This is a genomic window from Devosia sp. MC532 (genome assembly GCF_016461625.1).
Taxonomy (GTDB): domain Bacteria; phylum Pseudomonadota; class Alphaproteobacteria; order Rhizobiales; family Devosiaceae; genus Devosia.
In genome coordinates, this window is sequence record NZ_JAEMNZ010000017.1 from 20,260 (window position 1) to 37,014 (window position 16,755).

Here is a 16,755-nt window from a genome sequence, read left to right on the forward strand (position 1 = left end):
TCAAACAGCAATGGACATTGCGGCGGACGCTGAGAACACCAGATTGTGACCAAGCGCGCAAGCAATCTGATGGGGCAAACGTGTTGGAGAGGCCGAATCCCTCAGTAATCTCATTGCTTTGGTAAGGTTTTTTATGTTTTTGGCCATATCCGCACAAAGCAGTACTAGGAAAATTAATAGGCCTAGCCTAAATTGCCTTCACTGCGCCGCATTAGCGGACGATAGCCGTGTCCAACACTCGCTAGGAGAGGAACGACGATGCCGACATCGATGACCTTCACTATCCGCGCCGTGTTTACGACCGTAGTAACCTGCAAACATGTAGCCAAACGCTGGCAAGGGTCCTGTCGCTCGAAACGAATGTGATCATCCGTCACACACTCGTCTCAATCCTTCGATAGAACCCGCGTAGCTTGTCTTGGTGCAGATCTTTTGATCGTGCGCCGGGGAAACGGCACGCAGGTGGAGATTCCACAATGCAGGAAAATAGTCTTTCAAGAGCCGTTCGGCTCAAGCCAATCGTTATAGAGGTTTCTGGTGAGCCGCAGGGCGTTGTCGTGCCGGTTTCCGAAGGCTTCAAGTTTGTCGCGGTGAAGCTACCCGCCTTCGCTATCGATGGGCATTTGTTCCCAACGGTCGAATTGGCCCGTAGCGCAGCAGTTAAGGCTGTGAGTGAAGACCTGAACGCATAAAGGCCGGTGGCTTGGCCACCGGCTCAATGAGCATTCGGCATTACTAGATCAATCGTCGTTCGTTGCGTTGAGTTCGCCGGGCGATTTGCCGGCCAAGCTCGGCTTGGTGGGCGCAATGGCGTCTTCAACCGCTTCTGCCAGTGCGTTGACATCTATGCGGTTAGCACCCGACTTCGCCTGCCGATCAATCTCGGTATCGATTGCCGAGGCAATCATTTCATGGCGGTCGTTGTAACGTGGGTTAGCCGTTTCCATCGATCGAAATCCCCTGTTCATCAACGCGAACCTCGATACCTGGACGGGCTTGCTCTTGTTGGTAGGTGTAGATTCCAAAGCCAACCAAGGCGATAAGCAAAAGCGCAACGAGAAAATATAGGCCGTTCCGGGACACCGCAGACTCCTTGTCCAAACCAGCCCGGTTAACGCAAGACCGCGCGATAGGTTCACTCGCCGGCGATTTGGCGGAGTAACATGAGAAACGCGTGGATGCCGATACTGATAGAATTTGAATTATCAATGACAATTGGCGTGACATCAGCCGGTAAACGCGTGCCAACGCGAGCGAGACGCGCCACGATTTGATCGCGATGTTCACGGCCCTGCTTGGCGAGCCGGTCAGCGCGCAGTGATATCTCCGCAGAAATTTGCACAATTCGGCACATGGGATAACGCGCAATCGCCTGCGGCACCGCGTGGCGGGAAATCGAGCAGACGACGACGCGACCCAAGGCAAGGTCTGTGTCAACGCTGATGGGGAGGCCATAGCTCAGATCATGAGCAGGCCATGTGAGAGCGAAACGGCCCGCTTGTTCGGCAGCGAAGAAATCCTCGGGCTCCATGCCGGTGTAGTCGTCGCGCTCAGCGTCCGCTGGCCGAGACACAACACGGCGCACAAAGCTAAAGCGCCGATCTTCCTTCAGCGCTTTGCGTGCGCCAGCAATGAGCGTGTCTTTACCAACGCCCGACGGCCCAATGACAAGCACCAAAACGCCGGGAGGACGATGGCTCAAGGGGTTTTCCCTCCGCTGTTGGATGAGGCGCGAGACACCATCAGCCGGTGAACTCGCAATCGGCATGACGCCGGAAGGCTAGGCCATTATCGGGTTCAATAAAGATCGACATACGATCGAGCCGCATAGTGGTGGTCAGCACAGGGGCAAACCATTGTTCCGCCGCTGCGGCCATCTCGTCAAGCTCATCGGCCGGGAGGCGGTCACTCAGGGTCATGTGGAATTTGAATTGATCGAGCACATAGGGATAGCCATAGCGATCGAGCAGTTCGACCTGAACTGGCGAAAGACCAGGGAGGCGGCGCGCTCTGTCGCGCGCGGTCAGCGGCGCGCGAAAAGGCTCGAAATGCTCAACCAGTTCAGCTGCGAATTCCTGAGCGGCGGCCGGATTGAGCGGCGTTAGAGCTAAAACGCCAAAATGGTTTGAGACCCTGAGGGTGCCAAGATCAATGGCCGCCCGGTTGTGGCAAAACGCGGCCAGCGCATCGCGCAATTGCGTTTCACTTTTGCCGTCAGCCAAAGCCATTGGCGCTTTGATGGTGGCGTGAAACCCATAGCGACCGGCCGACTGGGTGACATTGAGAAGGCGATCGCGCGGGATGCCCGCCACTGCGCCATCATAGAGACTGCCATTGGCGGCATCGCGCCCTAACCAAATCGCAGCACGCTCCCACAGCGGGGAGGTCACGGCCGGGGCGTAATACAGTGCGAATCTTTGCGCCATCGAAACTCCTTGCGGCGCAATATTGCACCTATGTGACCGGGCTTTGACAAGTCGAATGCACTGGTCGAATATTTCGCGCAGTTTTCGACCAACACTTTCCCTTCTGTCCTTCGATTTAAAAAGTTATCCCCCATGGACCGTGCCTTGCTTAACGCCCTGTTCGATGAGGCTGTCGCCAAAGCGCAGCCAGAACTTGCGGTGACCCGCTTTTTGCCCGCTCAGCCCAAGGGGCGCACTTTGGTGATTGGGGCCGGAAAGGCTTCAGCGCAAATGGCGGCTGCGCTGGAGAAGGCTTGGACGGGACCAATCGAAGGATTGGTGGTGACCCGTTATGGCTATGGGCAAACCTGTGAGCGCATCGAGATCGTTGAGGCGGCGCATCCCGTGCCGGACGCGGCAGGGCTCGCAGCGGCCAAGCGGATTGTCGATATGGTGGCTGGCCTGAGCGCGGATGATTTGGTGATCGCACTGATTTCCGGCGGCGGTTCCTCGCTCCTCCCGGCCCCAGCGGAGGGGCTGAGCTTTGAAGACGAGCAAGAAATCAATCGGCAGCTGCTGGCATCAGGGGCGCCGATCGGGGTGATGAATTTGGTTCGCAATCAGTTCTCGACCATTAAAGGCGGGCGACTGGCGCGGGGGGCTTATCCAGCACAAGTGGTCACGCTCGTGGTCTCGGATGTGCCGGGTGATGATCCGGCTCTCGTTGCCTCGGGGCCGACGCTCCCCCTCAAAGGCACCCGCGCCGATGCGCGCCGCCTCGTGGAACTGTATCGGCTCGACCTCCCTGCGGCAGCCATTAAGCTTTTGGCGTCGGACGAGAATCTAGCACCACAACCGGACGAGGCAGTTTTTGCGCGCAACACCAGCGCTACCATTGCGTCTGCCGCATTATCACTTGAGGCTGCGGCGGCATTGGCGCGACAGCGCGGGGTAGAAAGCGCTATTTTGTCCGACGCCATTGAAGGTGAGGCGCGCGAGGTGGCGCGGGTTCATGCAGCACTGGCCAAAGAAGTCGCGGTGCGCAATCGGCCATTTAACAAGCCGGTGATTTTGCTCTCCGGCGGGGAGACTACTGTCACTCTGCGCGGCAAGGGCCGTGGCGGACGGAATGGCGAATTCCTGCTCTCGCTGGCGATTGAACTTGATGGCGTCGCAGGTGTCACGGCCTTGGCGGCGGATACGGACGGTATCGACGGATCTGAGGACAATGCCGGGGCTTTTGTCGACGGAACCAGCGCCAGCCGCATGCGCGCGGCGGGCATCGATCCTCTGGCCTATCTCGCCAATAACGATGCCTATACGGCCTTTGAAGCCATTGGCGATTTGTTCGTCACCGGGCCGACGGGCACCAATGTGAATGATTTCCGCGCCATCCTTATTCGATAGGCAAAGAAAATCATACTTTTGCTGATTTTGGCTTGGCAGGGCGCGCGGACCTCTGCTCTATAGCCAGCGCTGCTGAGAGGAGTTTCATTATGGGCAAGCGCAAGATCGCCGTTATCGGTGTGGGGAAGATTGCAATCGATCAGCATTTGCCGGTGATCGACGCATCCGAAGACTTTGAACTTGCCGCAACCGTGTCCTCACGCGGGATCGCCCACAATGGCCTGCCGGTGTTCCGCACGGCAGCTGAGCTCTATGCCGCCATGCCCGAAGTTGGCCTTGTCTCGATCTGCACGCCACCGGGCGTTCGCCATACGCTGGTGCGCGAAGCGCTCGACGCGGGCAAAGACGTGATGATGGAAAAGCCGCCGACCACGACGATTTCCGAGCTTGATGATCTCATCGCCCACGCTAAGCGGCTCGATCGCGTGTTGTTCCAAACCTGGCACAGCCAATACAATGCTGCCGTTGATCGGACCAAAGCGCTGTTGGCTGAGCAGGGGGTAAAGTCCGTGCGCATCGATTGGCGCGAAAGCGTGCGCAAGTGGCACCCCGGTCAGGATTGGGTTTGGGAGCCAGGCGGGTTTGGTGTCTGCGATCCGGGCATCAATGCCTTTTCGATTTTCACCAAAATCATGCCCTTCCCGGTGTTCGTCGAGAGCGCCAATCTCACCTTCCCGGCCAATAAGATGACCCCGGTCGATGTCGAAATCGGCTTCAAATCGGGCCAAGCGCATAAGCCTGCGCTCAGTGCTGGGTTTAACTGGCTCGAAGAGAGCGGTGAGATTTGGACCGTACACATCGTCACTGGTACCGGCAATGACATTAAGCTTGAAGGCGGCGGGCGACGACTGATCGTCAATGGCGAGTTGATCTTGGAGCACGGCGACGCTGAGTATGCCGGAATTTATGATCGCTTTGCCGATCTGTTGGATCAGCACGAAAGCGATGTCGACGCGGCCCCGCTGCGACTGATGTCCGACGTGTTCCTACTCGGCGCAAGAACAAACGGCCCCGAGTTCTCGTGGTAAAAGTTATACGCGTCAAATCCCGGTAGAAATTCCAATTTCCACCCTGTCAGACACTTAAGCCAGCGCGCCAGTTCAACTTGGCGCGCGATGGTTTAATCTACCCAAATCACCGGAACTACTCCCACTGATTGCCGTTGTTTCTCAGCGCATTGGCGCTGATACCAACAAGCGAAAGTGAGAGCATGGTACTGCGTTTACCCTCCCACCGAGACGGCTTGGCGCAAGATGTCGCCAACTTCTGCCACGATGCGGAACGCTTTGCAGCGTCTGTGGCGCGGAGCCGCGCGGCCTGCGGATCGCTACAACAGCTAACATCGCACACCTGGACGCCAGCTTTAAAAACACCTGCCTCACCAACCCCTTGGGCAGGGATGGGCCAGTAGCGCAGGACCCTCACGCCAACGCAGCATGTGATCGCTCGTTAGGCCTTGCCACTTAGACAATCAGGGACTGGATCAACACGCGAAAGTCCCGGAAGGATTAGCATGATGGGGCTCTCCGCCTCTGAGATTAACACCCGCCCGAAAGATCCCCCGCTCTTTCGTCGTTTCACCAGCACCGGCCTTTTGGACCGCACTGACACTCTGGCTTTAGCGCAACTGCCCTAGAGCAAGCAAAGTCTTGCGCCTCATGATCGGTTTGAGGCGAACCAGTCTTTTAGCATTGTCGCAGCGGGCATTCTCTGCCGCGAAAACCGCACTCCGGAAGGACGTCGCCAATTGTTGGGCATGATCCTGCCCGGAGATGTGTGTAATTATAGCCTCGTCACCGGGCTCAAGCCGATGACAACGCAGGTGGCCATGGTGCGCTCGACGGTGTTGACCACAGACCTCGACCGACTGACGACGCTGATAGAGCTACGCCCCCGGATCCTCTCAGCGCTTCTCGCACACTTAACAATTGATAATGCGATGACCGAGGAACTGGTGTTGTCGCTCGGCTGCCGCAGCGCGCTCGAGCGGATGGCGCATTTCCTCTGCGAGATCGACTATCGCCTCGGGCGCATGGGCCTGTCAGAGAACCACCAGTTCACCTTCAGCCTGACCCAAGCAGAGCTGGGGCACTATCTTGGCTTGTCCGCCGTGCATGTGAACCGGACACTGCAAGAATTGCGACGACGCAAATTGATCTCAACGCAAGGATCGCGCGTGGCACTCACTGATATTGGCGGATTGAAAGCGGTTGGCGGGTTTTCCCCCGCCTATCTCACAGGAACTCCTGCGTTTGCTCATCGGCTTGGCGCCGCATAGCCTCGGTCCAGATACGCACAATCCGCATATGCGGGTTGTCGTCTAACCCCAAAGCCTTCACGGCCCGCTCACTCTTGAGCTCAATAGGGTTGTTATCGTCTGGGTACACAGTGAGGAGCGCCGCAACAGAATCAACCACGGTGCTGGCTTCCACCGGGCGCACGAGGGCTTTTTGGGCGCGGGCATGCGCGTTTGCATGGCGCGAGAGTGTTATGATCGGCGTGCCGGAAGACGCCAACTGGGTGACAAAATGCTCGCCCTCATCACCGGGAAGATCGGAACTGATAACCGCACAGTCTATCCCGCGCCGTCCGATCAGATGTCTGGCATAGAATACTGTCGGAGCGGGCCCAAGTACCACTGCTCCCTCTGCCCGGAAGGCATCGCTTAGAGTGATTGCTAGTGTTTGATCATCCTCAACAATTAGGATGCGCTTACCGTTAGTTCTCATAGGCCTACCATCGATTATTGCGGATAAATCGTCGGCAGGCTTTTCGGTTGCATCATCAAACATTCTAGGTGTGCACAACTTTGGCCGCACAGCCACTGCACCACGCTCGATACAGACAACGACCCGTAAAAAATCACGCGTTAACTGGGTTGTTGCACCATCATTTCGCCCCAAATCAAGCGCGTTACACGACCCCAGTTTTGGTCGCAACGGCGCGCCATGGGCCATGCGTTTTACGCATAACACCCATGACTCAACTTTATGGCCTTGGCGACGTTCCTTTTAATTGATGGATAACGGGCAGACGCCGACCGCGCCGAAGATGAAGATTCAAACGCCCCACACAATTTCACGACGCTCCCTCCTCCAAGGGGTGATCGCCTCCGCTGTTTTGCTATCATCCACAAGCCTTACTCCCGCTGTAGCTGCAGATGGGACGGATAGCTTCGCATTTAATTATGACAGTTTCTCTGCGCGCATGCGCGATGTGGCCGCTGCACCCTATGCGCCACCAAAGCTGATCTCATCCGCCTTTTATGAAGGGCTGGATTATGATGGTCATCGCCGCGTGCAGTTTAATACCAAACGCGCTGTTTGGGCCGAGCAGGACCATGGCTATCAGGTTCATGTCTTCCCGCCGGGCTGGCTGTTTAAAGAGACGGTGAGCCTGTTCGAGGTGAATGACGGGCAAGCGCGCCCAATGAATTTCACCGGCGCGGACTTCAACTTCTATTTTGACGAAGACCAGAAGAGCCAAGCCGAGAATGCTGAGTTCCCGGGCGTAGCAGGCTTCCGGCTCAATCATCCGATCAATGATAAGGACCGTGCCGACGAGCTGGTCTCTTTCCTTGGCGCGAGCTATTTCCGCGCTCTCGGGCGCGACAACATCTATGGCTTGAGCGCCCGTGGCTTGCTGATCAATTCCTGGCGCGATGGACCAGAGGAATTTCCGCGGTTTAGCGAATTCTATCTCGAACGCCCGCAGAACTCGGACAGCATCACCATATACGCGGCCCTCGAAAGCCCAAGCGTTGCCGGGGCTTATCGCTTTGTCATCCGCCCCGCGGGCAAAAATCGGCAAGAGACCGTGATGGAAGTGACCGCGCGGCTCTACTTCCGCGCCGATATTGCTGAGCTGGGCATTGCGCCTTTGACATCGATGTTCTTGTTTGGCGCGGCCAATCACATCAGCTTTGATGACTATCGCCCGCAGGTCCATGACAGCACCGGCCTATTGGTTGAACCTTCCGATGGCACGGTCATCTGGCGGCCGCTGAACAACACCAAAACTCTGGGTAATACCTATCTCGCGGACAAGGCCATTCGCTCCTTTGGCCTCTATCAGCGCGGTCGTGACTTTGAGACCTATCAAGATGCTGGCGCCCATTATGAGCGCCGACCTTCGCTCAAGGTTGAGCCCATCAGCAATTGGGGCGAAGGCACTATTCGCCTCATTGAGATCCCCGCTCGCTATGAAGCGGACGACAATATTGGCGCCTTCTGGATACCCGCTGGCGCCATTACCGCCGGAAGCTCGCGCGAGTTTAGCTATCGCCTGACTTGGGGTGATCTGAACGCCGAAGAGCACTCCACTCTGGCGTATGTCGCGGAGACGCGCGCAGGCATGGGCGGTGTTTCTGGCGTTGAAAACGCGACGGCCCTTAGAAAATTTGTGATCGACTTCGCAGGCGGTCGCCTTCCCGATCTGGAACCAGACACGGAATTTAACGTTCTGGTTACGAACTCAGCGGGGAGCATAGTTTCGACTACTTTTTCTCGCATCGATGCCAATGAACATTGGCGTCTTGTCATAGACATCGACACCGCGGACCAACCGCTGATCGAGCTTAAAGCCAGCATAGCGCTCGGAAATGAGCCGATTACGGAAACGTGGATCTACCAGTGGCGAGGAATAGAATGAAACGACACGCTTTTTCTTCAAATTTCGGCCTACCCGATGCCCCCATGGCGATGCCTAAGCAGCGCCTCGAACGCGATCGCTCTCTGGTCAATGTTCTGGTTGACCTGTTTCTCGGTCGGCAGCGCGGCTGATAGGTGGACAATCTAATGGCTGGAATGCAGGCGTCGCGTCGAGCCGCTATTATGCGCGCTTTCTCACTGGTTATCGCCAGTGTTTCGGCGATTGCCGCAGGTTGGGCGTTCCTGCACATCATTGGTGGTGATGAACCAAATTGGCTCGACTTTTTGCGCGCCGGTTTGCTGTTTATCGCCACTTTTTGGTTGGTGTTTGGTGGGCTCGTCGGCGTGATTGGCGCGTTTGCGTCCAAAACCATGATCACCTGCGTGCCAACGCTGCCAACCGGCAAAACCGTGGTTCTCATTCCCATTTACAATGAGGCCCCGGTCGAGACCTTCGCACGTATTGCGGCGATGAACCGCGAGATCGTGGCGCTCGGCGTCGCCAGTCGTTTTGACTTTGCAATCCTTTCGGACACGACCAATCTTGAGGTCGCGGCGCAAGAGATCGACGCGTTCGAGCTGTTGACGCGCGAGCCAGAAGCGGAAGCGCGCATTTTCTATCGCCGCCGCGAGCGTAATACCGGACGCAAGGCAGGCAATATCGAAGACTTTGTGCGCAATTCTGGCGCGGCATATGATTATGCCGTGATCCTGGATGCGGACAGTCTGATGGAAGGCAAGACGCTGATCGCGCTGGCCGAGCGCATGGACAATGATCCGCGCTTGGGTCTGTTGCAGACCGTGCCGACCGTGATCAATGCCGACAGCCTCTTTGGCCGCATGATGGCATTCTCCGCTGCGTATCTATCGCCCTTCTTTGCTCGTGGCGCGGCTTTGGCGCAGGGTGATGAGGGTCCTTATTGGGGCCACAACGCCATCGTGCGTGTCCGCGCCTTTGCGCAATGCTGCGGCCTACCAGTGTTGTCTGGCCGTCCACCTTGGGGTGGGCATATTCTGAGCCATGACTATGTCGAGGCAGCCTTGCTTTCGCGCGGCGGCTGGAAAGTGCGCATGGATCCAGCCATCCCAGGCTCCTATGAACATGGCCCCGAAAACCTGATTGAATACGCCAAACGCGATCGTCGCTGGTGTCAGGGCAATTTGCAGCACCACAAAGTGCTCGCGGCCCCAAAACTGAAGTTTTGGAACCGCTTCACGCTGTTGCAGGGCATTATGGCCTACCTCGCCTCGCCGATCTGGCTGGCGCTGATGATCACCAGTCTTCTGGCGACTGCCTATCCAGACTCGCCGGGCGAACGCTTGCAGTTTGCGCCGTGGATTTTGGGCGTTGGCGTTGCTGCGGTTTTGCTTCTGCCAAAACTAGCCATCGCGCTGCGCGGGGCGTTTGACGGCACTAATGCTCAGTTCGGCGGCACCGCGCGTGTTTTGCTCTCGACCTTGGGTGAGATCGTCATCTCGACGATTATGGCGCCGATCCTGTTAGCGTTTCAAACCCGTGCGGTTATCCAGATCTTCCTCGGCCTCGACGGTGGTTGGCCAGCGACCGAGCGCGACGCGCAAGTGGTTCCGATGAAAACCGCTATCGGCGCCAGCTGGTGGATCATGCTGGTGGGTATCATCACCATCGGCTTCACGATGGTCGAAGCGCCAGCGTTTGTGCTGTGGCTTTTGCCCGTAACCGTCCCCGCCGTATTGGCGCCGCTGATTATTCGCCTGACTTCGCATTCGGCATCGAGCCCGCTGATGAAGAACATTTTCTCCATCGTCACGGAGCGCCAAGTGGTGCCGGTGATCGCGGAGAATAAGCACATCCTGCAACAGTGGAGCAAGCCGCATCCAGTGTCTGTTGCGCCTGCGGTGCTCGAACTGACTGCTGAAAATGCATAAACGCCTGCTGCGGGGCGGGCCGGTTTCGTCACATCTCGGCACGACCAAGCCGGCGACTGTCGGGCTCGTACCAGGACAGCGCGACCATCGCCTCGACTTTTTTCGGGGGCTGGCCTTAGTGATGATTTTCATCAATCACGTGCCCGGCACAGTCTACGAATATGTAACCAACAGAAACTTCGGCTTTTCGGACGCGGCAGAGGCTTTCGTCTTTATGTCCGGCCTTGCGGCGGGCTTGGCCTATTCATCGGCATTCGCTCCCGGCAATAATTTGTGGTTGGCAGTCTCGCGCCCATGGGCACGGGCGCGCTACCTCTATTTCGTGCATCTGAGCATCACCGTCATCTGCCTTGCCATTGTCGCCTTCGCAGCGCGCTATTTCGACTTGGCGGAGCTGCTGACTAAGAACAACATCAAGGCGCTGTTCGCTGATCCGCTGGCGACCATGATCGGTATACCGTTGCTGACCCACCAGCTCGGCTATCTCAATATTCTGCCCCTTTATGCTGTGCTGCTTGTGTCTACCCCGGCAATCATTTTGCTGGGACGCAAGTTCCCCTATTGGGTTTTGGCGGGCTCGATCTTGCTCTGGGTTATCGCCGGTCAATTCCGCTTGAATCTGCCCAACTTTCCCAATAGCGGCGGCTGGTTTTTCAACCCGTTCTCGTGGCAATTGCTGTTCGTCATTGGCGTGCTGAGCGGCATGGCGATGAAGCAAGGTAAGCAGTTCATTCCGACCCATCCAGTCGCTTTCGTGCTGGCCTTGGCCTATCTGATCGCCACCGTAGTGGTGATGAAATATCCACCGGCTGGCGAAGCTTTTCGCGCCGGGCTCAGCGCGATCAGCAAAATGGGCGCGCCCTTCTACATCACCTGGTTTGACAAGACCTTCCTGAGCCTGCCGCGTCTCTTGCACGCGTTGGCGGTGTTTTATGTTTTTGCCTCGATCCCGCAGATGCGCGTGATTGCGTCCTCGCGTCTGGCCGCCCCCTTGCGCATTATGGGACGGCAGGGGCTGGCAGTCTTTGCTACCGGCACAGTATTGAGTATCGCCTTGCAGGCCGTGAAGGCATGGCTTTCGAAAGAAGGCATCACCGATACGGTGCTGATTGACGGGCTGATGCTGGGCAGCGGTATCTTTGCGCTGTGGCTCTTGGCTTACGTCCTTACCCGCACTGTCGACATGCGCCGTACGCAAAGCCAGACCAAAACGCCCTAATCCGACTTGCACTCACCGCCTGCGCGCGTAACCATCAGGAAACTGCTGATGAGTGGCCGGGGGGAAACATGCACAGCGACAAGCAAATATTGGTTGCAGCAAAAGACGTCGAAGCGCGTGTCCGCAAGGCACTGGTGGACGCAGGGGCGATTGCTGCTGCGGCGGATGCAACAACCCGCGCGCTGCTGCATGCCTCCATGGTTGGCATTGATAGCCACGGTGTTCGGCTCACCGAGCACTATTGTAAAATGATGGCGGGTGGGCGCATCAACAAAGCGCCAAACATCACCCTGCGCCGCACGGCAAGTTCGTCCGCAATCCTCGATGCCGACAATGGTTTGGGCCACTACTCGGCCTATGAGGCTGTGAAGGCGGGGATCGAGATCGCCCGCGAACATGGCGTCGCCGGGATCGGGATTGAACACTCATCCCATCTTGGTGCAACCGGCGCTTATGCCATCGCCGGTGCTGAGCAGGGCTTTGTAACCTTTGTGACCACTAATACCGACGCCATGGTGGCGCTTTACGACGGCGCGCAACGGTTCCACGGCACGAATCCGCTCGCCTTTGCCGCGCCTGTCCCCAACGCTCGCCCGTGGTTTTTGGACATGGCGACATCGTCCATTCCGATGAATCGGGTGCTCCTGCATCGTTCACTCGATGAGCCCCTACCGCCCGGTGTTGCGGCGGATCAGAACGGGGTGGAAACCACCAATCCGCATGAGGCGGAAATGCTACTTCCCTTGGGCGGCGCGAGCTATGGATTTAAAGGCGCGGGGCTCGCTGGGGTCGCGACACTGTTTTCCGCTCTTCTCACCGGGACGACACTCGACCCCAATTTCATCCCCATGTATGGCGGCGACGATATTAGTACGCCCCGCAATATGGGCCATTTCGTCATGGTGATCGATCCTGCAAAGTTCGTTGGAGCGCAGGCTTTTGGCCAAGCCATGCTGACCTACCTATCGGCGCTGCGCGGTGCTCCCGCGCGCGAAGGTGGCGGGCAAATTATGGCTCCGGGCGATCGGGAATGGGCGGAAGCCGCGCACCGCGCCGAGCATGGCGTGCCGATCGATCCCGATACGGCGGTGTTCTTGGGTTATGCGTGAGGGGTAAATAGCTTTCGATCGCGGGACACGATCTCGCTGAGAAAATCGGAGACCAGCGCAACACGACGAATGCTGCGCAGGTCTTCGTGCATCACCGTCCAATAGGCGCGGCTTAGGATGTGCTGAGGTAGAACCGGCACGAGATCGGCGCTGTTATGCGCCATAAAGGCGTGGAGGATACCGATCCCTGCCCCGGCCCGCACTGCCTCTGTCTGGCCGATTGCCGTGGAGACGGCCAGGCTTGACCGCCAGCTCTTGAGATATTCCGCTGTGTAATCGAGCGATGAGGTGAACAAGAGATCGTCGACATAGCCGACCAATTGATGGCGTTCCAAATCGGCGAGCGTTTGCGGCACCCCAAATTCACTCAGATAGGTCGGGGAAGCATATAGCCCGAGAGAGTAATTGGTGAGGCGACGCGCCACCAGCCGCCCCTCGCGCGGTTGCTCCAGCGTCACCGCCACATCAGCCTCGCGGCGCGAGAGCGAGAACGAGCGCGGCACGGGCACCAATTCAATGCGCAATCCCGGATGACGGCGCAGCAATTCACCCAAACGGGGGGCGAGAAAACCCACACCAAAACCATCGGGCGCACCAACGCGCACCGTGCCCTCCACCGTGCTATCAGCACCAGCTGCTTCTTGCGCTGCAAGCATGGCGCTTTCCATACGCTCGGCGTGGGGGAGCAGGCGTTCGCCATGGCTCGAAAGCTCGGAGCCATTGGTTTTGCGGGTAAAGAGTTTGCTGCCGAGCTGATCTTCAAGCGCACTCAGGCGACGTGCGACGGTGGCGTGATTGAGGCCCAAGCTGCGGGCTGCACCCAAAATCTGTCCCGTGCGCGCCACGGCCAGAAAGATACGAACGTCGTCCCAGTTCATCTTGCACTACAATTTTTGCACAACGGATGCCGAAAACTTGGCGTTGCTATTCACCCTTCGTAGCGGCAACTAAGCTACAACACAAGGGAACCTGCCTCATGCGCACTATTGGCCACTTTATCGACGGCGTCGAAACCACAGGCACCAGCACCGAATTTCAGGACGTTTTCAACCCGGCAACCGGCGAAGTGCAGGCCCGCGTTGCGCTGGCGACCCCAGCGGATCTGGAAGCCGCTGTCGCTTCTGCTGCCGCCGCGCAGGGCAAGTGGGCTGCAACCAATCCGCAGCGCCGCGCTCGGGTGTTTTTCAATTATGTGGCGCTGATCAACCAGAATATGCAGGAGCTGGCAGAGCTGCTGAGCGCGGAGCATGGCAAGACGGTTGAAGACGCCAAGGGTGACGTGCAGCGCGGCCTTGAAGTCGCTGAGTTCGTCGCTGGTGCACCGCATCTGCTCAAGGGTGAGTTTACGGACGGCGCTGGCCCGGCCATCGACATGTATTCCATGCGCCAGCCAGTGGGCATTGGCGCGGGCATCACGCCCTTTAACTTCCCGGCGATGATCCCGCTCTGGATGCTTTCACCAGCCATTGCCGCTGGCAACGCCTTCATCCTCAAGCCCTCGGAGCGCGACCCGTCTGTGCCAGTGCGTCTTGCGCAGCTCGCGATTGAAGCGGGCCTACCCAAGGGCATTCTGAACGTTGTGCATGGTGGCAAGTCCGTTGTGGATGGCATTCTGGCGCATGAAAAGATTGAAGCGATTAGCTTTGTCGGCTCCACCCCGATCGCGCGCTATGTCTACGGCACGGCGGCAAGCAATGGTAAGCGCGTGCAGGCCTTTGGTGGCGCTAAGAACCACATGGTCATTATGCCAGACGCTGACATGGATAAGGCCGCAGACGCGCTGATGGGCGCAGGCTACGGCTCGGCAGGCGAACGCTGCATGGCTGTTTCGGTGGCGGTTCCGGTTGGTGACGGCACCGCCGACGCCATCATCAAGGCGCTCAAGCCACGGATCGAAAAGCTCAAGGTTGGTCCGGCAACTGACGCATCAAGCGAAATGGGCCCGGTGATCACCAAAGCCTCGCAGGACCGTATCAAGTCGTTGATCACCTCCGGTGTCGAGCAAGGCGCAGAGCTCGTCGTCGATGGTCGTGGCCTGTCATTGCAGGGCTATGAAAATGGCTATTTCGTCGGTCCAACCCTGTTTGACCGCGTCACGCCCGAGATGGACATTTATAAGGAAGAGATCTTTGGGCCGGTGCTGAGCGTTGTTCGCTCCCCAAGCTATGAAGATGCGCTCCAGCTTGTCGTCGACAATCCCTATGGCAATGGCACGGCGATCTTTACCCGCGATGGTGATGCGGCCCGCGATTTTGCAGCACGGGTCAATATCGGCATGGTCGGCATCAACGTGCCAGTGCCGGTGCCGCTGGCCTACCACAGTTTTGGTGGCTGGAAGGCGAGCGCCTTTGGCGACCTCAATCAGCACGGCATGGATTCGATCAAGTTTTGGACGCGCACCAAGACCGTCACAGCCCGTTGGCCGAGCGGCATTAAAGACGGCGCAGAGTTTCAAATGCCGACGATGAAGTAACGGCCGACCATAAGAACCCCCGTCACTGCTGTGGCGGGGTTTTTCGTCTGCGCTGTGGGGACGTTCAGACGCGATAGAAGGCGCGATACCACTCGACAAAGCGGCGAACACCTTCAGTCACCGGCATTTGTGGGGCGTAGCCTGTAGCCTTGGTCAACTCAGAGGTATCGGAGGACGTGTCCGCCATGTCGCCAGACTGCAGGGGCAGCAGGTTCCGAATGGCCTTTTTACCCAGCGCCGCTTCAAGCGCATCAATATAGGCCGCGAGTTTTACTGGCTCGGAATTGCCGATGTTGAAAATCCGATAGGGCGCGTTTGAACTGGCCGGATCGGGATCCTCAGCGCGCCAATCGGGATTGGCTTGGGCGGGTGTATCGGAAGCGCGAATGACGCCTTCGACGATGTCGTCGATATAGGTGAAATCGCGCGTGTGATTGCCAAAATTGTAAACGTCGATGGGCTCGCCTGCCAGAATATTGCGGGTGAACTTGAACAGCGCCATATCTGGCCGCCCCCAAGGGCCATAGACGGTGAAGAACCGCAGACCGGTTGTCGGCAGGCCAAAGAGATGCGCGTAAGAGTGCGCCATCAGCTCATTGGCGCGCTTGGTGGCCGCATAGATCTGAAGCGGATGGTCTGCCCCGTCGTGTTCGGAGAATGGCATTTTGGCGTTGCCGCCATAGACAGACGACGTGGAGGCATAGGTTAAATGCCCAATCTTGTGGTGGCGGCAGGCCTCCAGAATATGGGTAAAGCCAACCACGTTCGACTGCACATAAGAGTGCGGGTCCTCAAGGCTAAAGCGAATACCCGCCTGTGCCGCTAAGTGGATGACGCGATCAAACCCTTGGTCGGCAAACAGGCTTTCAACCGCTGCGCGGTCTGCCAGATCGCCCCGCACAAAGCGATAATCACCGCCGAGCTGCGTGCTCAGCGCCTCTAGCTGCGCAAGGCGCGCTTCTTTCAGGCTGGGGTCGTAGTAGGCATTAACGACGTCAAAACCGACAACAGCATCGCCGCGCTCCAGAAGTCGGCGCGCCACGTGATAGCCGATAAATCCGGCATTGCCCGTAACCAAAACCCTCATCACGCCCTCACTCAAACCCAAACGTAATCCTATGGCAACGACGATTGTCACTACCACGTGGGATGGGCTCAGTCATGTTGGATGTTGATAGGGAACTATTGGATAGAGGGGCATGTCCGTCGCGCCGCTCTAACGTGCTGACTGGGCGGAGTGTGGCTCCGCCCAGCTGAGTTCGACTTGATGGGCGAGTTTAGTATTTCGCCATAATGTTGAAGAAGACGCCTTGGTGATCGCGCTCCAAATCACGCAGATCGTCCGAGAAGCCAGCAAAATTGTAGCCGACGCCGACCTTCACATGGTCATCAACGCTATAGTAGACCGCCGCTAAGGCGCCGAGGTCGAGCGTCTTGGCCTCCGGCAGGGCCATAGCCTGAGCTGCTGCCGGTTTTGAGGACACCGAGTTAAGGTGTTTTTGGAACTGGAGAGTTTTTATGGAGAGACGCAAGTTCAGCCGGGAGTTCAAGCTCGAGGCTGTCAGGCTGGTCAGGGATCGGGGTG

18 protein-coding genes are annotated in these 16,755 nt (G+C 57.9%); 10 read left to right on the forward strand and 8 right to left on the reverse strand.

The window, feature by feature from the left end; all coding sequences use genetic code 11:
* The first annotated feature begins 476 nt into the window (after window positions 1-476).
* Window positions 477-692: a hypothetical protein gene (locus tag JHC09_RS16160; RefSeq protein ID WP_199532825.1), complete on the forward strand. Its 216-nt coding sequence runs from the start codon at window positions 477-479 to the stop codon at window positions 690-692.
* A 48-nt stretch (window positions 693-740) separates the two neighbouring features.
* Here JHC09_RS16160 and JHC09_RS16165 read toward each other — a convergent pair whose 3' ends face one another.
* Genes JHC09_RS16165 through JHC09_RS16180 form a run of 4 tightly spaced genes read right to left on the reverse strand, consistent with a single transcriptional unit; the run spans window position 741 to window position 2,426 of the window.
* A complete protein-coding gene (locus JHC09_RS16165) occupies window positions 741-947 on the reverse strand; it encodes a hypothetical protein (protein WP_199532826.1) in 207 nt (68 codons plus the stop codon).
* Entirely contained in the window at window positions 934-1,083 is a 150-nt protein-coding gene (locus JHC09_RS16170) for a hypothetical protein (protein WP_169196853.1), read from the reverse strand. Before JHC09_RS16170 ends, JHC09_RS16165 begins: the two co-directional genes overlap by 14 nt.
* Before the next feature lie 52 nt (window positions 1,084-1,135).
* A complete protein-coding gene (gene phnN, locus JHC09_RS16175) occupies window positions 1,136-1,702 on the reverse strand; it encodes a phosphonate metabolism protein/1,5-bisphosphokinase (PRPP-forming) PhnN (protein ID WP_199532827.1) in 567 nt (188 codons plus the stop codon).
* A 40-nt stretch (window positions 1,703-1,742) separates the two neighbouring features.
* Window positions 1,743-2,426, reverse strand: coding sequence for a DUF1045 domain-containing protein (locus tag JHC09_RS16180; protein WP_199532828.1), 684 nt, complete (start codon window positions 2,424-2,426; stop codon window positions 1,743-1,745).
* Between the two features lie 132 nt (window positions 2,427-2,558).
* Between JHC09_RS16180 and JHC09_RS16185 the strand changes: the two genes are divergently transcribed.
* The 3 genes from JHC09_RS16185 (at window position 2,559) to JHC09_RS16195 (ending at window position 6,090) form a co-directional block, all read left to right on the forward strand.
* Entirely contained in the window at window positions 2,559-3,812 is a 1,254-nt protein-coding gene (locus JHC09_RS16185) for a glycerate kinase (RefSeq protein ID WP_199532829.1), read from the forward strand.
* Between the two features lie 89 nt (window positions 3,813-3,901).
* On the forward strand, window positions 3,902-4,840 hold the full coding sequence (locus JHC09_RS16190; RefSeq protein WP_199532830.1) for a Gfo/Idh/MocA family oxidoreductase: 939 nt from the start codon (window positions 3,902-3,904) through the stop codon (window positions 4,838-4,840).
* A gap of 728 nt (window positions 4,841-5,568) precedes the next feature.
* Window positions 5,569-6,090 carry a Crp/Fnr family transcriptional regulator gene (locus JHC09_RS16195; protein WP_248309057.1) on the forward strand — a complete coding sequence of 174 codons (522 nt, stop codon included), beginning with the start codon at window positions 5,569-5,571 and terminating at the stop codon, window positions 6,088-6,090.
* Here JHC09_RS16195 and JHC09_RS16200 read toward each other — a convergent pair.
* Window positions 6,047-6,769 carry a response regulator gene (locus tag JHC09_RS16200; RefSeq protein ID WP_349236568.1) on the reverse strand — a complete coding sequence of 241 codons (723 nt, stop codon included), beginning with the start codon at window positions 6,767-6,769 and terminating at the stop codon, window positions 6,047-6,049. The genes JHC09_RS16195 and JHC09_RS16200 overlap by 44 nt on opposite strands.
* 94 nt (window positions 6,770-6,863) lie before the next feature.
* Between JHC09_RS16200 and JHC09_RS16205 the strand changes: the two genes are divergently transcribed.
* The 5 genes from JHC09_RS16205 to JHC09_RS16220 all read left to right on the forward strand — a co-directional run bounded on the left by JHC09_RS16205 (window position 6,864) and on the right by JHC09_RS16220 (window position 12,697).
* Window positions 6,864-8,462, forward strand: coding sequence for a glucan biosynthesis protein G (locus JHC09_RS16205; RefSeq protein WP_282567708.1), 1,599 nt, complete (start codon window positions 6,864-6,866; stop codon window positions 8,460-8,462).
* Window positions 8,459-8,593, forward strand: a complete 135-nt coding sequence (locus JHC09_RS17125; protein WP_282567609.1) for a hypothetical protein — start codon at window positions 8,459-8,461, stop codon at window positions 8,591-8,593. Before JHC09_RS16205 ends, JHC09_RS17125 begins: the two co-directional genes overlap by 4 nt.
* Before the next feature lie 15 nt (window positions 8,594-8,608).
* Window positions 8,609-10,369, forward strand: coding sequence for a glucans biosynthesis glucosyltransferase MdoH (mdoH, locus tag JHC09_RS16210; protein WP_248309056.1), 1,761 nt, complete (start codon window positions 8,609-8,611; stop codon window positions 10,367-10,369).
* The gene (locus JHC09_RS16215; RefSeq protein WP_199532834.1) at window positions 10,362-11,588 is read left to right on the forward strand and encodes an OpgC domain-containing protein; all 1,227 of its coding nucleotides are present in this window, start codon (window positions 10,362-10,364) and stop codon (window positions 11,586-11,588) included. Before mdoH ends, JHC09_RS16215 begins: the two co-directional genes overlap by 8 nt.
* Window positions 11,589-11,656: 68 nt before the next feature.
* Entirely contained in the window at window positions 11,657-12,697 is a 1,041-nt protein-coding gene (locus JHC09_RS16220; RefSeq protein WP_199532835.1) for an Ldh family oxidoreductase, read from the forward strand.
* Here the strand turns inward: JHC09_RS16220 and JHC09_RS16225 are convergent.
* Window positions 12,688-13,575 (reverse strand): LysR family transcriptional regulator, encoded by an 888-nt coding sequence (locus tag JHC09_RS16225; RefSeq protein WP_169196863.1) that lies wholly within the window; start codon window positions 13,573-13,575, stop codon window positions 12,688-12,690. The genes JHC09_RS16220 and JHC09_RS16225 overlap by 10 nt on opposite strands.
* Before the next feature lie 98 nt (window positions 13,576-13,673).
* Between JHC09_RS16225 and JHC09_RS16230 the strand changes: the two genes are divergently transcribed.
* Window positions 13,674-15,170 (forward strand): CoA-acylating methylmalonate-semialdehyde dehydrogenase, encoded by a 1,497-nt coding sequence (locus JHC09_RS16230; protein WP_199532836.1) that lies wholly within the window; start codon window positions 13,674-13,676, stop codon window positions 15,168-15,170.
* A 64-nt stretch (window positions 15,171-15,234) separates the two neighbouring features.
* Here the strand turns inward: JHC09_RS16230 and JHC09_RS16235 are convergent, their stop codons facing one another.
* Entirely contained in the window at window positions 15,235-16,257 is a 1,023-nt protein-coding gene (locus JHC09_RS16235) for an NAD-dependent epimerase (protein WP_199532837.1), read from the reverse strand.
* Window positions 16,258-16,447: 190 nt separating this feature from the next.
* Window positions 16,448-16,755 (reverse strand): hypothetical protein (locus JHC09_RS16810; RefSeq protein WP_210338185.1); only part of this gene is annotated, 308 nt, incomplete at its 5' end.

Bases quoted from the DNA above. Each gene is read 5' to 3' on its own strand.
- JHC09_RS16160 (WP_199532825.1), top strand. From the start codon at position 477: ATGCAGGAAAATAGTCTTTCAAGAGCCGTTCGGCTCAAGCCAATCGTT.
- JHC09_RS16165 (WP_199532826.1), bottom strand. From the start codon at position 947: ATGGAAACGGCTAACCCACGTTACAACGACCGCCATGAAATGATTGCC.
- JHC09_RS16180 (WP_199532828.1), bottom strand. From the start codon at position 2,426: ATGGCGCAAAGATTCGCACTGTATTACGCCCCGGCCGTGACCTCCCCG.
- JHC09_RS16185 (WP_199532829.1), top strand. From the start codon at position 2,559: ATGGACCGTGCCTTGCTTAACGCCCTGTTCGATGAGGCTGTCGCCAAA.
- JHC09_RS16190 (WP_199532830.1), top strand. From the start codon at position 3,902: ATGGGCAAGCGCAAGATCGCCGTTATCGGTGTGGGGAAGATTGCAATC.
- JHC09_RS16195 (WP_248309057.1), top strand. From the start codon at position 5,569: ATGATCCTGCCCGGAGATGTGTGTAATTATAGCCTCGTCACCGGGCTC.
- JHC09_RS16200 (WP_349236568.1), bottom strand. From the start codon at position 6,769: ATGGCCCATGGCGCGCCGTTGCGACCAAAACTGGGGTCGTGTAACGCG.
- JHC09_RS16205 (WP_282567708.1), top strand. From the start codon at position 6,864: ATGAAGATTCAAACGCCCCACACAATTTCACGACGCTCCCTCCTCCAA.
- JHC09_RS17125 (WP_282567609.1), top strand. From the start codon at position 8,459: ATGAAACGACACGCTTTTTCTTCAAATTTCGGCCTACCCGATGCCCCC.
- mdoH (WP_248309056.1), top strand. From the start codon at position 8,609: ATGGCTGGAATGCAGGCGTCGCGTCGAGCCGCTATTATGCGCGCTTTC.
- JHC09_RS16215 (WP_199532834.1), top strand. From the start codon at position 10,362: ATGCATAAACGCCTGCTGCGGGGCGGGCCGGTTTCGTCACATCTCGGC.
- JHC09_RS16220 (WP_199532835.1), top strand. From the start codon at position 11,657: ATGCACAGCGACAAGCAAATATTGGTTGCAGCAAAAGACGTCGAAGCG.
- JHC09_RS16225 (WP_169196863.1), bottom strand. From the start codon at position 13,575: ATGAACTGGGACGACGTTCGTATCTTTCTGGCCGTGGCGCGCACGGGA.
- JHC09_RS16230 (WP_199532836.1), top strand. From the start codon at position 13,674: ATGCGCACTATTGGCCACTTTATCGACGGCGTCGAAACCACAGGCACC.
- JHC09_RS16235 (WP_199532837.1), bottom strand. From the start codon at position 16,257: ATGAGGGTTTTGGTTACGGGCAATGCCGGATTTATCGGCTATCACGTG.